Origin of the sequence: Escherichia sp. MOD1-EC5495, assembly GCF_002965965.1 — a bacterium.
Classification (GTDB): Bacteria; Pseudomonadota; Gammaproteobacteria; order Enterobacterales; family Enterobacteriaceae; genus Escherichia; species Escherichia ruysiae.
In genome coordinates this window covers 44,477-58,724 of sequence record NZ_PTRI01000002.1, presented here as the reverse complement: position 1 = coordinate 58,724, position 14,248 = coordinate 44,477, and the positions used below count along the sequence as shown (strand labels likewise).

19 protein-coding genes are annotated in these 14,248 nt (G+C 47.0%); 11 read left to right on the top strand and 8 right to left on the bottom strand.

Features of this window, described 5'->3' with window-relative positions:
• Positions 1 to 79: 79 nt before the first annotated feature.
• From BEG40_RS01905 to yeaK, 4 genes are all read left to right on the top strand, one after another.
• Positions 80 to 1,363 carry a YeaH/YhbH family protein gene (locus BEG40_RS01905; protein WP_000219690.1) on the top strand — a complete coding sequence of 428 codons (1,284 nt, stop codon included), beginning with the start codon at positions 80 to 82 and terminating at the stop codon, positions 1,361 to 1,363.
• A gap of 280 nt (positions 1,364 to 1,643) precedes the next feature.
• Entirely contained in the window at positions 1,644 to 2,987 is a 1,344-nt protein-coding gene (locus BEG40_RS01900; RefSeq protein ID WP_123058449.1) for a sensor domain-containing diguanylate cyclase, read from the top strand.
• 180 nt (positions 2,988 to 3,167) lie between these two features.
• Positions 3,168 to 4,658 (top strand): diguanylate cyclase DgcJ, encoded by a 1,491-nt coding sequence (dgcJ, locus tag BEG40_RS01895; RefSeq protein WP_010354168.1) that lies wholly within the window; start codon positions 3,168 to 3,170, stop codon positions 4,656 to 4,658.
• 42 nt (positions 4,659 to 4,700) lie between these two features.
• Positions 4,701 to 5,204 carry a mischarged aminoacyl-tRNA deacylase gene (gene yeaK, locus BEG40_RS01890; protein ID WP_000138049.1) on the top strand — a complete coding sequence of 168 codons (504 nt, stop codon included), beginning with the start codon at positions 4,701 to 4,703 and terminating at the stop codon, positions 5,202 to 5,204.
• On the opposite strand, the gene yoaI is transcribed toward yeaK, so the two are convergent.
• Positions 5,205 to 5,309, bottom strand: a complete 105-nt coding sequence (yoaI, locus tag BEG40_RS01885) for a small membrane protein YoaI (protein ID WP_000999631.1) — start codon at positions 5,307 to 5,309, stop codon at positions 5,205 to 5,207.
• Positions 5,310 to 5,478: 169 nt separating this feature from the next.
• Between yoaI and BEG40_RS01875 the strand changes: the two genes are divergently transcribed.
• Entirely contained in the window at positions 5,479 to 5,925 is a 447-nt protein-coding gene (locus tag BEG40_RS01875) for a DUF441 domain-containing protein (RefSeq protein ID WP_000460713.1), read from the top strand.
• Here the strand turns inward: BEG40_RS01875 and BEG40_RS01870 are convergent.
• Positions 5,909 to 6,703, bottom strand: coding sequence for an AraC family transcriptional regulator (locus BEG40_RS01870; protein WP_105284788.1), 795 nt, complete (start codon positions 6,701 to 6,703; stop codon positions 5,909 to 5,911). The two genes, BEG40_RS01875 and BEG40_RS01870, sit on opposite strands and share 17 nt — an antisense overlap.
• A 96-nt stretch (positions 6,704 to 6,799) precedes the next feature.
• Between BEG40_RS01870 and nimT the strand changes: the two genes are divergently transcribed.
• Positions 6,800 to 7,981: a 2-nitroimidazole transporter gene (nimT, locus tag BEG40_RS01865; RefSeq protein ID WP_000621406.1), complete on the top strand. Its 1,182-nt coding sequence runs from the start codon at positions 6,800 to 6,802 to the stop codon at positions 7,979 to 7,981.
• Between the two features lie 54 nt (positions 7,982 to 8,035).
• Positions 8,036 to 8,383 carry a DUF488 domain-containing protein gene (locus tag BEG40_RS01860; protein WP_010354172.1) on the top strand — a complete coding sequence of 116 codons (348 nt, stop codon included), beginning with the start codon at positions 8,036 to 8,038 and terminating at the stop codon, positions 8,381 to 8,383.
• Between the two features lie 21 nt (positions 8,384 to 8,404).
• On the opposite strand, the gene BEG40_RS01855 is transcribed toward BEG40_RS01860, so the two are convergent.
• On the bottom strand, positions 8,405 to 8,659 hold the full coding sequence (locus tag BEG40_RS01855) for a putative hemolysin (protein WP_000691925.1): 255 nt from the start codon (positions 8,657 to 8,659) through the stop codon (positions 8,405 to 8,407).
• Between the two features lie 184 nt (positions 8,660 to 8,843).
• On the opposite strand from BEG40_RS01855, the gene BEG40_RS01850 reads away from it, so the two are divergent.
• Genes BEG40_RS01850 through yoaJ form a run of 3 tightly spaced genes read left to right on the top strand, consistent with a single transcriptional unit; the run spans position 8,844 to position 10,077 of the window.
• Positions 8,844 to 9,869 (top strand): sensor domain-containing diguanylate cyclase, encoded by a 1,026-nt coding sequence (locus BEG40_RS01850; protein ID WP_105284787.1) that lies wholly within the window; start codon positions 8,844 to 8,846, stop codon positions 9,867 to 9,869.
• Between the two features lie 32 nt (positions 9,870 to 9,901).
• Complete coding sequence (locus BEG40_RS01845; protein WP_032225340.1) at positions 9,902 to 10,000, top strand: YoaK family small membrane protein; 99 nt, start codon at positions 9,902 to 9,904, stop codon at positions 9,998 to 10,000.
• Positions 10,001 to 10,002: 2 nt separating this feature from the next.
• On the top strand, positions 10,003 to 10,077 hold the full coding sequence (yoaJ, locus tag BEG40_RS01840; protein WP_001386836.1) for a protein YoaJ: 75 nt from the start codon (positions 10,003 to 10,005) through the stop codon (positions 10,075 to 10,077).
• A gap of 57 nt (positions 10,078 to 10,134) precedes the next feature.
• Here yoaJ and BEG40_RS01835 read toward each other — a convergent pair whose 3' ends face one another.
• The 5 genes from BEG40_RS01835 to dmlR form a co-directional block, all read right to left on the bottom strand.
• Complete coding sequence (locus BEG40_RS01835) at positions 10,135 to 10,383, bottom strand: GlsB/YeaQ/YmgE family stress response membrane protein (protein ID WP_000512152.1); 249 nt, start codon at positions 10,381 to 10,383, stop codon at positions 10,135 to 10,137.
• Between the two features lie 147 nt (positions 10,384 to 10,530).
• Positions 10,531 to 10,713: a DUF1869 domain-containing protein gene (locus BEG40_RS01830; protein ID WP_000513737.1), complete on the bottom strand. Its 183-nt coding sequence runs from the start codon at positions 10,711 to 10,713 to the stop codon at positions 10,531 to 10,533.
• A 3-nt stretch (positions 10,714 to 10,716) separates the two neighbouring features.
• Positions 10,717 to 11,076: a DUF1971 domain-containing protein YeaR gene (gene yeaR / locus BEG40_RS01825; protein ID WP_000939314.1), complete on the bottom strand. Its 360-nt coding sequence runs from the start codon at positions 11,074 to 11,076 to the stop codon at positions 10,717 to 10,719.
• A gap of 170 nt (positions 11,077 to 11,246) precedes the next feature.
• Positions 11,247 to 11,885 (bottom strand): leucine efflux protein LeuE, encoded by a 639-nt coding sequence (gene leuE / locus BEG40_RS01820; RefSeq protein WP_000457214.1) that lies wholly within the window; start codon positions 11,883 to 11,885, stop codon positions 11,247 to 11,249.
• Positions 11,886 to 12,017: 132 nt separating this feature from the next.
• Positions 12,018 to 12,935 (bottom strand): DNA-binding transcriptional regulator DmlR, encoded by a 918-nt coding sequence (gene dmlR / locus BEG40_RS01815; RefSeq protein ID WP_105284870.1) that lies wholly within the window; start codon positions 12,933 to 12,935, stop codon positions 12,018 to 12,020.
• A 102-nt stretch (positions 12,936 to 13,037) separates the two neighbouring features.
• On the opposite strand from dmlR, the gene dmlA reads away from it, so the two are divergent.
• Entirely contained in the window at positions 13,038 to 14,123 is a 1,086-nt protein-coding gene (gene dmlA, locus BEG40_RS01810) for a multifunctional D-malate/3-isopropylmalate/tartarate dehydrogenase (RefSeq protein WP_105284786.1), read from the top strand.
• The last annotated feature ends 125 nt before the right edge of the window (positions 14,124 to 14,248 follow it).

The following is a 14,248-nucleotide window of genomic DNA, read 5'->3' as shown; positions in this document are numbered from 1 at the left end:
GAACCGCAGGCCGGATAAGCGAAGCGCATCCGGCAATACAGGTGCAGCATACAGTTGGCAAATGCAGTACGGGGGGCATATGACCTGGTTTATTGACCGGCGTCTGAACGGCAAAAACAAAAGCATGGTGAATCGCCAGCGTTTTTTACGCCGTTATAAAGCGCAAATCAAACAGTCGATCTCCGAGGCCATCAATAAGCGTTCGGTGACCGACGTCGACAGCGGCGAGTCCGTTTCTATCCCAACGGAAGATATTAGCGAACCGATGTTTCATCAGGGGCGTGGCGGCCTGCGCCATCGCGTTCATCCGGGCAATGACCATTTTGTACAGAATGATCGAATTGAACGTCCCCAGGGTGGCGGCGGTGGCTCCGGCAGTGGTCAGGGTCAGGCCAGTCAGGACGGTGAAGGTCAGGATGAATTTGTCTTCCAGATTTCGAAAGACGAATATCTCGACCTGCTGTTTGAAGATTTAGCCTTACCCAATCTGAAACAAAACCAGCAACGCCAGTTGACCGAATATAAAACGCATCGGGCAGGCTACACCGCTAACGGCGTTCCTGCCAATATCAGCGTGGTGCGTTCATTGCAGAACTCACTGGCGCGACGTACCGCGATGACCGCAGGCAAGCGGCGGGAACTTCATGCTCTGGAAGAAAATCTGGCCATCATCAGCAACAGTGAACCTGCGCAATTGCTGGAGGAGGAACGGCTGCGCAAAGAGATTGCCGAATTACGCGCCAAAATTGAACGTGTTCCGTTCATCGACACCTTCGATTTACGTTACAAGAATTATGAGAAGCGCCCCGATCCCTCCAGTCAGGCGGTGATGTTTTGCCTGATGGACGTTTCCGGGTCGATGGATCAATCCACAAAAGATATGGCCAAACGTTTTTATATATTGCTGTATCTGTTTCTCAGCAGAACATACAAGAACGTCGAAGTCGTTTATATCCGCCACCATACCCAGGCGAAAGAAGTTGATGAACATGAGTTTTTCTACTCACAGGAAACTGGCGGCACCATTGTTTCCAGCGCCCTGAAACTGATGGATGAGGTAGTGAAAGAGCGTTATAACCCGGCACAGTGGAATATCTACGCTGCACAAGCGTCGGACGGCGATAACTGGGCTGATGACTCTCCACTTTGCCATGAAATTCTGGCGAAAAAATTGTTGCCCGTTGTTCGTTATTACAGTTATATCGAAATTACCCGCCGCGCTCATCAAACATTGTGGCGGGAATATGAGCATCTGCAATCTACTTTCGAAAACTTTGCGATGCAGCATATCCGCGATCAGGATGATATTTATCCGGTGTTCCGCGAGCTATTCCATAAACAAAATGCAACTACTAAAGACTAAAACCATCAGCCGGGTCATTATTGCCTGGCTGATCTTTAGCTCACTGTAAATTAATTCATTTATTACATACGTTAGTTTACAATTTCTTTAAATATGTCGGCATCAGCTTTACAGAATTTAGTTCCATAAAAAAATCATTCGGAAAAAATAATTCTGTTAATACGTTTTTTTTCAGGGGTATTCTTTAATTATTTTTTTATCGATAAGGAAATTTGATCCTGGTCAAAACTATATATCTCTGCCATCAATAAAATCCAGCACTCACATTGCTCTCCTTTTTATGGTTTCTATGGGTACACAAAAATTAAAAGCTCAAAGCTTTTTTATTTTCAGCTTATTACTGACATTAATTTTATTTTGCATCACCACTTTATATAACGAAAACACCAATATAAAACTCATCCCACAGATGAATTACCTGATGGTTGTTGTGGCTTTATTTTTCCTCAACTCCATCATCTTTCTTTTCATGCTAATGAAATATTTCATTAAGCGTGATATTTTCCCAACACTCATTTTAAGCCTTGCTTTTTTAAGTGGTCTTTTCTATTTAACTGAAACCATTTTCATTATTCATAAGCCTATCAATGACAGCACCCTTATTCAGACGAAGTCGAATGATATTTCCATATTATATCTATTTCGCCAGCTAAGTTTCATTTGCTTAACCGCACTGGCTCTCTACTGTTATGGACGAAATAGCATCCTGACGAACAACAAGAAAAAAACCTGTATCTTGTTGCTGGCGCTGATACCTTTTATATTTTTCCCTTTTCTGGCGCACAACCTGAGCAGCTATAATCCTGACTACTCTTTGTATGTCGTAGATTATTGTCCGGATAGTCATACGGCGAGCTGGGGAATTAACTACACCAAGATTTTGGTTTGTCTGTGGGCGTGTTTACTGTTTTTTATTATCATGCGTACACAATTAGCAAGCGAGCTGTGGCCATCAATTGCATTATTATGTCTGGCATCGCTCTGCTGTAACTTGTTACTACTGACTCTGGATGAATATAATTATACTATCTGGTATATCAGTCGTGGCATTGAGGTTTCGAGTAAACTGTTTGTTGTCACCTTCTTGATATATAATATATTTCAGGAACTACAACTTTCCAGCAAACTAGCGGTTCATGATGTACTGACCAATATTTATAACCGTCGTCACTTTTTCAACAGTGTAGAGTCATTACTCTCTCGCACTGTTGTGAAGGATTTTTGTATTATGCTGGTAGATATTAACCAGTTCAAACGCATAAATGCTCAATGGGGCCATCATGTGGGCGATAAAGTTCTGGTTTCCATTGTCGATATTATCCAGCAAAGTATCCGCCCCGATGACATATTCGCACGTCTGGATGGTGAAGTGTTTGGCTTGCTATTTACCGAATTGAATACCGCCCAGGCAAAAATTATCGCCGATCGGGTGCGTAAAAATGTCGAGCTCCTGACCGGTTTTAGTAATAGATATAATGTCCCTGAACAAATGACCATCAGCATTGGCTGTGTTTTTTGCACGGGTGATACGCGTAATATCTCGCTTGTCATGACGGAAGCAGATAAAGCGTTATGTGAGGCGAAAACCGATGGCGGCAACAAAGTGATTATTCATTATATTTGAGTGCAAAATTATTCAAAGCCATGCTTTTTGCATGGCTCTGGCATACAATTTATTACCAATACCCCTAAATTTCCCCTCCCCAGCGGCGCAGAGATGAGTATAATTAGCGCCCCTGTACCAGGCCGCAATCGAACTTTATCTGGTTTTCTCGTTTCACTAACCGAAGGAGTGCCATTTATCATGAAATTGCACCATAGAATGCTCCGGCATTTTATCGCCGCAAGTGTCATTGTGCTGACATCTTCCTTCCTTATTTTTGAACTTGTCGCCAGCGACAGGGCTATGAGTGCTTATTTGCGCTATATCGTCCAGAAAGCAGACTCCTCCTTTCTCTACGACAAGTATCAAAATCAGAGCATTGCCGCACACGTGATGCGCGCGCTTGCTGCGAAACAGTCTGAGGTGTCGCCAGAACAGCGACATGCCATCTGTGAGGCTTTTGAGTCTGCCAACAATACCCATGGCTTAAACCTGACTGCCCATACTTATGCGGATTTACACGGAACATTGCAGACCGCATCCACTGACTGCGACACAATTGTCGAAGCAGCGGCGCTATTACCGGCATTTGATCAGGCGGTGGAAGGTAACCGCCACCAGGATGATTACGGTTCCGGTCTTGGGATGGCCGAAGAGAAATTTCACTATTATCTCGATCTCAATGACCGCTATGTCTATTTTTACGAGCCGGTCAATGTTGAATACTTCGCGATGAATAACTGGTCCTTCCTGCAGTCAGGAAGCATTGGTATTGATCGTAAAGATATTGAAAAAGTGTTTACCGGTCGCACTGTATTATCGAGCATTTACCAGGATCAGCGTACTAAACAGAACGTGATGAGTTTGCTGACGCCAGTCTATGTTGCCGGGCAATTAAAAGGTATTGTGTTGCTGGATATTAGTAAAAACAATCTGCGCAATATTTTTTACACTCATGACCGCCCTCTCCTCTGGCGTTTTCTCAATGTTACGCTAACCGATACCGATTCGGGACGCGACATTATTATCAATCAGAGCGAAGATAATCTGTTTCAGTATGTCAGTTACGTCCATGACTTGCCTGGCGGCATTCGTGTTTCGTTATCTATTGATATTCTTTACTTTATTACATCATCATGGAAAAGCGTTGTATTCTGGCTGCTGACAGCATTGATATTACTCAACATGGTACGGATGCACTTCCGCCTGTACCAAAACGTGACTCGTGAAAATATCAGTGATGCGATGACCGGGCTATATAATCGCAAAATATTAACGCCTGAACTTGAGCAGCGTTTGCAGAAACTGGTGCAATCCGGTTCTTCGGTGATGTTTATTGCGATTGACATGGACAAGTTAAAGCAAATAAATGACACCCTCGGTCATCAGGAGGGCGATTTAGCCATTACGTTATTAGCTCAGGCGATTAAACAGTCGATTCGTAAAAGCGATTATGCCATCCGTCTCGGTGGAGACGAATTTTGCATTATTCTGGTCGATTCGACGCCGCAAATTGCAGCACAACTGCCTGAACGTATCGAAAAACGTCTGCAACATATCGCGCCGCAGAAAGAGATCGGCTTCTCTTCCGGTATTTACGCGATGAAAGAAAACGATACGTTACATGATGCATATAAAGCTTCCGATGAGCGTTTATATGTCAATAAGCAGAACAAAAACAGCCGTTCATGATAATCTTCTGTGGTTGTTTGCTTGTAATCTCAGGAGCATGAAATGACTGAAATGGCTAAAGGAAGCGTGACGCATCAGCGGTTAATCGCTTTATTATCACAAGAAGGCGCTAACTTTCGCATCGTTACCCACGAAGCGGTGGGTAAATGCGAAGCGGTGTCAGAAATTCGTGGCACCGCTTTAGGTCAGGGTGCTAAGGCACTGGTGTGTAAAGTCAAAGGTAATGGCGTAAATCAGCATGTTCTGGCGATCCTCGCTGCCGATCAACAAGCTGACCTTAGCCAACTCGCCAGCCACATCGGCGGGTTACGTGCTTCGCTGGCCAGCCCGGCGGAAGTCGATGAACTGACAGGCTGTGTCTTCGGTGCTATCCCGCCATTCAGCTTCCACCCAAAACTCAAACTGGTTGCCGACCCGCTACTCTTTGAGCGATTCGATGAGATCGCCTTCAACGCGGGTATGCTGGATAAATCCGTTATTCTGAACACCGCAGATTATTTACGCATTGCACAACCCGAACTGGTCAAATTCCGTCGTACTACGTAACTAGCTGGTTCGTTCAATAAGCAGAACAGATAGCACCAGCACAACCGCAATGGCAAAAAACGATGACGTGATAATCAGTGTCTCAACGAACATTTGATCGTTCATGGTCTTACCCCAGGGGATACCTGTTTTCACGTTATTGTTAGCGCACACAAATGGCAATTTGATGACAATTTGCCTGATTTTTTATGCATAACACGTAATTGTTCTCTGCTTCCTCTCATCAGCAGGCGTAAAGTAGGCAGGCTTATTATTTTTTGGCAAGGAAACCACGATGTTTGATGTCACTTTGCTGATCCTGCTCGGGTTAGCTGCGCTGGGCTTTATCAGCCACAACACCACTGTCGCCGTTTCAATTCTGGTGTTAATCATTGTCCGCGTCACACCGTTAAGCACCTTTTTCCCGTGGATCGAAAAACAAGGACTGAGTATCGGGATAATCATTCTTACTATCGGCGTAATGGCTCCTGTAGCCAGCGGGACACTGCCGCCATCGACACTTATTCACTCGTTTCTGAACTGGAAATCGCTGGTGGCAATTGCCGTGGGAGTGATTGTCTCCTGGCTTGGCGGACGCGGCGTGACCTTGATGGGCAGTCAGCCGCAACTGGTTGCCGGGCTGCTGGTGGGCACGATTTTAGGCGTGGCGCTGTTTCGCGGTGTGCCGGTCGGTCCGCTTATTGCCGCAGGTCTGGTCTCTCTGATCATCGGGAAACAGTAGTTAATCCCGCAATATACCGGCCTGGCGTTTGCCCCAGGCCTTTCTTAAACATGGTAATAAAAGCCGTTGTTGAATCATACCCCAGCATATGCGCCACTTTCTGTACACTATCGCCGTTCACTAACCTCTGAAGTGCCAGAATGAGCTGCAACTGATGACGCCACTGACGAAAGCTCAACCCCGTCTCTTTAACTATCAGCCTGGCAAGATTGCGTTCACTCATCGCAAAAAAATTTGCCCATTGCCCCAATGTCCCCCATTCGACGGGCTCTTTTGCCATTGTATCCACCATCACGCGGATTTTGGGGTGCGAAGAAACGGGTAACTGCAACTGTTGTTGCGGTTGCTGAGGGAGTTCATCAAACAGCACCTGAATTAATCTGCGCGTCATTGGTTCAGCACGTTGAGCTGCTGTTCTTTTTGCCAGCGTTAAAATTAATTCACGACATAAAGGCGCAATTTTCAGCGTGCAACATTTGCCCGGCATTATCACCGCACTGGATTCAATAAATAAAAAACAAAGCTCGGCATTCGCTGTTACCTGATTACTATGCTCCACACCGCCTGGAATCCATACTGCATATTGTGGCGGCACCATCCACAGCGCATTTTCCACCGTACAGGTAATGGCTCCACGCAGAGCCAGTATCAGCTGCCCTTTGCGGTGCTGATGTACAGGACTGGTCAATTCATCCTTTCCGGCATGAATACAAAATGCGACCGCCGTTTCATGGTGAAGATCGGGTTCATAACCATTGAGATTTAACCTGTGCATCATTTTGTCCGAATTTAGCGATAATTTGTCATTTTAGCTTGATTCAACATAACAATAAAAACAGTAAGGTAGAGCCTCGCTTGTAACAATGAGATAAATATGATCCGTTCAACTTCATTAAGCGGCAAAAACAGGATTGTCCTGATAGCCGGCGTTCTAATGATTGCCACCACACTTCGTGTTACCTTCACCGGCGTAGCACCGTTACTGGATACCATTCGTTCCGCTTACTCACTGACGACGGCGCAAACAGGGTTACTGACGACCTTACCTTTATTAGCCTTTGCGCTGATATCTCCTCTTGCCGCGTCGGTGGCACGTCGTTTTGGTATAGAGCGCAGCCTGGTGGCAGCATTACTTTTGATTTGTGCTGGCATAGCAATTCGCTCTCTTCCTTCGGCTTACTTATTATTTGGCGGTACGATTATCATTGGCTGTGGGATTGCATTAGGGAATGTCTTGCTACCTGGTCTCATTAAACGCGATTTTCCCCATTCCGTCGCCAGACTTACCGGCGCATATTCCCTGACGATGGGCGCTGCAGCGGCTCTGGGGTCAGCTCTGGTGGTGCCGCTGGCTTTGAACGGTTTTGGCTGGCAGGGCGCGTTGCTCATGCTGATGTGTTTTCCTCTGCTGGCTCTATTTATATGGCTGCCGCAATGGCGTAATCAACAACATGTGAATTTGAGTACCTCACGCGCCTTACATACCCGGGGTATCTGGCGTTCGCCGCTTGCCTGGCAGGTAACATTGTTTCTTGGGATCAACTCACTGGTCTATTACGTGATTATCGGCTGGCTTCCGGCGATCCTCATCAGTCACGGCTACAGCGAGGCACAGGCAGGTTCGCTGCATGGTTTGTTGCAATTAGCCACTGCTGCTCCCGGTTTGCTGATCCCACTTTTCTTACATCATGTGAAAGATCAGCGCGGTATTGCCGCTCTGGTCGCCTTAATGTGCGCAGTGGGTGCGGTTGGGCTCTGCTTTATGCCAGCACACGCTGTCACCTGGACTCTGCTTTTCGGTTTTGGTTCCGGGGCAACAATGATACTTGGACTAACGTTTATCGGACTGCGAGCAAGCTCTGCGCATCAGGCCGCTGCTCTTTCTGGTATGGCACAATCCGTCGGGTATCTGCTGGCAGCTTGTGGGCCGCCGCTAATGGGCAAAATACACGATGCTAACGGTGACTGGTCCACGCCACTAATTGTTGTCGCAATTCTTTCACTGCTGATGGCGATTTTTGGACTTTGCGCCGGAAGAGACAAAGAAATTCGTTGATGTCCGGTGCTATAGTGACGTGGCAAATCATGCGTGAAAGGGAGAACAAACACGATGAATATTCAGTGTAAACGCGTTTATGATCCGGCTGAACAGAGCGATGGTTATCGCGTACTGGTCGACCGTCTCTGGCCGCGTGGTATCAAGAAAACTGATTTAACACTTGATGAGTGGGATAAAGAGATCACGCCGTCAACGGAGCTGCGCAAAGCCTTTCACGGCGAAGTGATCGATTTTAAAACCTTTCGCGAACAATATCTTGCAGAACTGGCGCAACACGAGCCAGAAGGGAAACGGCTGGCGGAAATCGCCCAAAAACAGCCGCTGACCCTGCTCTACTCGGCAAAAAATACCACGCAAAACCATGCGCTGGTGCTGGCCGACTGGCTGCGAAGCTTGTGATTTTAGCCTGGCATCCGGCGGTTATTTTTCACCCGCCGGATGATCCCGTCGCCATAATGCCCATTCATCAATCGTTTCACCGCCCGGTAATTTGCAATTGTTGCTGACCCCTTGCGATGTCTGCACGGGAATGAGCGTACCGCCTTTCTGTTGGCAGTAGACCGACGCCGGATTCGCCATCCCAACATGCGGCGGTTTTGGTGCGTCGGGTTGAGAAGTGGTTGAACATCCCGCAAGAATTAACAGGCAAGGCAGAGTAAAACTGATAATTTTCATTCGTTGATCTCATACGTTTATCTACGCCTTAGAGTATCGCGGTATCGTTTTGTTTTGCAGCACTATTTCCTTTACATTCACTTAAAATATATTACGGCTAGTTTCATCTTCTTTGATGATGTTTTATCATGCCTACAAAGATTAAATAATCAGCATTTTACCCGCCGTATCCTGGAGTTCTTTCGTGTCAGATCAGATTATTGCCCGCGTCTCGCAGTCACTCGCCTCAGAACATTCTCTGGAAAGTCTGGTTCGGCAACTTCTGGAGATGCTGGAAATGGTCACCGACATGGAATCGACCTATTTGACAAAGGTGGATATTGACGCGCGACTGCAACATATCCTGTTTGCCCGTAACAGCCAGAAAATGCACATCCCGGAGAATTTTACCGTCTCGTGGGATTACTCGTTGTGCAAACGCGCCATTGATGAAAACTGTTTTTTCAGCGATGAAGTTCCAGGCCGTTGGGGTGACTGCATTGCGGCACGCAATCTTGGTATTACCACATTCCTGAGCACACCAATTCACTTACCGGATGGATCATTCTATGGCACGCTTTGCGCCGCCAGCAGTGAAAAGCGCCCGTGGAGTGAACGCGCAGAGCAGGTTTTGCAGCTATTCGCCGGACTGATTGCACAATATATTCAAAAAGAGGCGCTGGTTGAGCAATTACGTGAAGCCAATGCCGCTCTGATTGCGCAATCTTACACCGACTCTTTGACCGGCCTACCGAATCGGCGGGCGATTTTTGATAATCTGACGACGCTGTTTTCCCTCGCTCGGCATCTGAAGCGTAAGGCAATTATTGCTTTTATCGACCTGGATAACTTCAAATTAATCAACGACCGATTTGGTCACAATAGCGGCGATCTGTTTCTTATTCAGGTTGGCGAGCGCCTCACCAGGCTACATCAGAATGGCGAGATTATTGGTCGTCTCGGCGGCGATGAATTTTTGGTCGTTGCCCTGGCTAATGAAAATGCCGATATCCAGTCACTGCGTGAGCGTATCCAACAGCAAATACGTGGAGAATATCACCTGGGTGATATTGACCTGTTTTATCCTGGCGCCAGTCTTGGCGTAGTAGAAGTGGATCCTGAAACCACCGATGCCGACAGTGCTCTACATGCTGCCGATATCGCGATGTATCAGGAGAAAAAACACAAACTGAAAACCCCTTTTGTCGCGCATTCAGACAGGCACTCCTGAGGCGTATTCACATCCTTTTCTTTGGTGGTAACATGCGAATCGGTATTGTTTTTCCCGTCGTGATCTTTATTACGGCAGTCGTATTTTTAGCGTGGTTTTTTATTGGTGGCTATGCGGCCCCAGGGGCATAAAGATGAAAAAAACAACGATTATTATGATGGGCGTGGCGATTATTGTCGTTCTTGGCACCGAGCTGGGATGGTGGTAATACCGCGTCGAAAAAATAGCAAAGGCTGCCTGTAGGCAGCCTTTGTGCTTTTCAGTATTAACTTTTGACTTTTCTGTAGATAAACAGCACGACCAGCGCACCAATCACGGCAACCACAAAACTACCAAAGTTGAAGCCATCGACTTTGCCAAAACCAAACAGTGTACTGATCCATCCACCAACTACGGCACCGATAATTCCCAGCAGGATGGTCATAAAGAATCCACCACCATCTTTACCAGGCATGATCCACTTCGCCAGAATACCGGCAATAAGTCCAAAAATAATCCATGACAGAATGCCCATTGTTTCCTCACTTATCTGTTTTGCATTAGCGGGTTAGTCGCTGATAAAAAGCATAGCACAACATAAGAGAGGCAAGAATTGTGATATGAGTCACAGAGCATTTTTTTTACGATGGCGCAGAATTAGCGCCATCTACATTAGCAATAATTACCAACCACACACATCATGTTCATTTTCCGTGTCATAAGAACGCACGGTATTGACGAGATCTTTTATCACTTCGGCCGCCACTTCTGGCACCAGTAATGTCATCGGCGTCTCTGTTTCGTAATCGACAGAAACGCCATTACTGTTATTGGTGACGGTTACGGTATACGTTGCTTTGCCCATAATTCATTTCCCGCTATGAATGACTTTCCGTTGTTTTGCACCTTCCATCAGGACTTCAGGAGCAACGAAGAAGTCGATGTTGAAATAAGTATCGTCAGTCATGGCTTCAATATTGTGCCACTTTTCCGGCGGGAACACTGCGAATTGACCTGCTTCGATGAGGATCACCTGATCAGGTTCTGCGCTGTGTTCATCGGCGTAGCCGAGATATTTGACCGCCCCATGCATAACGGACAGGCGTGGATAAACACCCGGACGCGTTCCTTTATCAAGATGACGTTCGAATATTCCGGCAGGCGCAGTTTGTTTATTCCAGAAAGGTGTTGAGCGCGTATGAATGTAATTTTGTGGGATTTGCAGCATCCTTTTCCCTCCTTCGGTAAATATGCTGAAAACCATTTATTCCAGCCGTTTCAGGGTACGCCTGATAATTTGCATTTTAAATACCATTTATTGGTTACTTTTTAACGTCATCCAGGCGAAATATAGATGTATTTCAGGAGGGAAGCCCGCAGCATCGCGGGCTGAAAGCATCAGGACTGCAGCGTCGCCAGTCGTGCGGCAAAACCCACAAACATCAGGCCAATCAGCGAGTTGCCCACTTTAGCCAGTTTCTTTTTGGTACGAATGTACTGCGTGACAAAAGCACCAGAAATAATCAGGAAGCTCAAATAACAGAAGCTTACCAGTTCCAGAGTTGTCGCCAGAATAAAGAATGAAATCCCCGTATGTGGCGCATTAACATCGATAAACTGTACGAAAAACGACACATAGAACAAAATGGCTTTCGGATTGGTCAGACTCAAAATTAACGCACGCTTGAAAATAGCGCCATATTGAGGTTCATCTGATTTAGCCTCGCTATTTTTACCCTTCAGGGTAGCGTAAAGAATTTTACTCCCCAGATAGAGCAAATAAAACGCGCCAAGATAACGTACAATATTGAATAATATCGGTGTGGTCTTAATTAAGGTTGCTACACCGGCCCACGCCAGAAACATCAATACTGCATCGCCAATAAATACACCACAGGCCGCAAGATAACCGCCTTTCACTCCACTGCTAACGCTATTTTTAAGCACAAACAGGGTATTCGGCCCTGGCACCAGCACGATAAAAATGGCCCCAACCAGATAGGTCCAGTAATTCAGAACCCCATATTCTGCGAACACGTTAACCTCTTTAATTCTCTTTGGATCATGCGCGATTAAAGGTGAATATGCTAACCAATCCGCAACGGCTTAGAAAGGAGAAAATCAGGTTTTAACCTGACAATAACCTGAGAATAGAGTAAAAAATGGCGCTCATTCCAGTGAAAAATTCGGGTAATGATTTGCAAAATACTGGCGCAAAAACTCTACCGTAATCCTTACTTTTGCGGATGTCGCCAACCTTGAGACATAAACAGCCCAGACATTTGCTGGCTGATAATATTCAGGTAAAACCTGTACCAGATGTCCACTGGCAATATTTTCACTAACGTCCCACCAGGAGCGCAGCGCAATCCCTTGTCCATCGAGACACCACTGATGGACAATTTCACCATGATTAGACGACATCGGTCCGGTGACTTTAATGGCATGGTGACCCTCTTTATTGCGCAATTGCCAGACACCAAACGGATGATCGCGCTCTTTTATGACCAGGCAGGGTAATGCAGAAAGATCCGTTAAATGTTTCGGTGCACCATATCGCGCAATAAACTCCGGCGACGCGCAGAGAATACGGTAATTGGTCGCCAGTTTACGGGCAATTAAGTTAGGTGCAATGTCGTCGCCAATACGAATATCCAGATCGACCCCTTCATTGACCAAATCGACCAACCGGTCTTCCACATCAAAACGTAACTCCAGTTGCGGATACGCCTTCGCCAGTGCTGACAGTGCCGGAGCTACCACCTGCCGTCCAAAACCAAAACAGCTGATAATACGCAGCATTCCCTGCGGCACCTGGCGCACGTCGGAAAGCTCATCCATCATCTGCCCGACATCCTGCAAAATCCGCTGCGCCCATTCATAAATCCGCTCACCTTCCTCGGTAATGGTGACGCGACGGGTGGTGCGGTGTAATAGCACCACGTTCAGAGTTTGCTCCAGCAAGGCGATGCGCTTGCTGACGAAGGCCGGTGAAACGCCTAATTCTTCCGCCACGGCGGCAAAACCAGCCCGACGAGCCACCAGCATAAAGACGCGCAAATCGTTCAGCAGCGGTAAATTATTCATGATTCGTGTTTTATGTTTCACCAGTTGCGGGGATTAATTCCTGATCAGTCAATTATAGGATGGTGGAGTTGTCAATTTTGCTGATCAGGAAGTGAGAACCTAATGATGAAAACGATGCGTATTGCTGCGATCCCTGGAGACGGGATTGGCAAAGAAGTCCTTCCTGAAGGGATTCGTGTGTTACAGGCTGCTGCTGAACGCTGGGGCTTTGCCTTAAGTTTTGAGCAGATGGAGTGGGCAAGCTGCGAGTATTACAGCCATCACGGCAAAATGATGCCGGACGACTGGCATGAACAACTCAGCGGTTTCGACGCTATCTACTTTGGTGCCGTCGGCTGGCCGGATACCGTTCCGGACCATATTTCGTTATGGGGATCGCTGCTGAAATTTCGCCGCGAGTTTGATCAGTACGTCAACCTGCGCCCGGTACGCCTCTTTCCCGGCGTTCCCTGTCCGCTGGCGGGTAAAAAACCCGGCGACATCGATTTTTACGTGGTGCGCGAAAATACGGAAGGCGAATACTCGTCTCTGGGCGGTCGACTGAACGAGGGAACAGAACATGAAGTTGTCATTCAGGAATCGGTATTTACCCGCCGTGGCGTCGATCGCATTTTGCAATATGCTTTTGAGCTGGCACAAAGCCGCCCGCGCAAAACCCTGACTTCTGCCACGAAATCTAACGGTTTAGCCATTAGTATGCCGTACTGGGATGAGCGAGTAGAAGCAATGGCAGAAAATTACCCGGAAATCCGCTGGGACAAGCAGCATATTGATATTCTCTGTGCGCGCTTTGTGATGCAACCGGAACGCTTTGATGTGGTGGTAGCGTCTAATTTATTTGGCGATATTCTTTCCGATCTTGGCCCGGCCTGCACCGGCACCATCGGCATTGCCCCATCCGCTAACCTGAATCCGGAACGCACTTTCCCGTCGCTCTTCGAGCCAGTCCACGGCTCTGCGCCGGATATCTACGGTAAAAATATTGCCAACCCTATCGCGACGATTTGGGCCGGGGCAATGATGCTGGATTTCCTTGGCAATGGCGATGAGCGTTTCCAGCAAGCGCACAACGGCATTCTGGCAGCGATTGAAGAAGTGATTGCTCACGGGCCGAAAACACCCGATATGAAAGGTAATGCCACCACGCCACAGGTTGCCGACGCGATTTGCAAAATTATTTTGCGTTAAGGTCGAACCAGTTTATTTGAACCGCGTCACTGACGCGGTTTTTTTATTCGTTCTTTACAGTAAATAACCTGCGTCATTTCACCTTTTATTGTTTCCGTTTCGTGTTTTATGGCTTTCCGTATTCT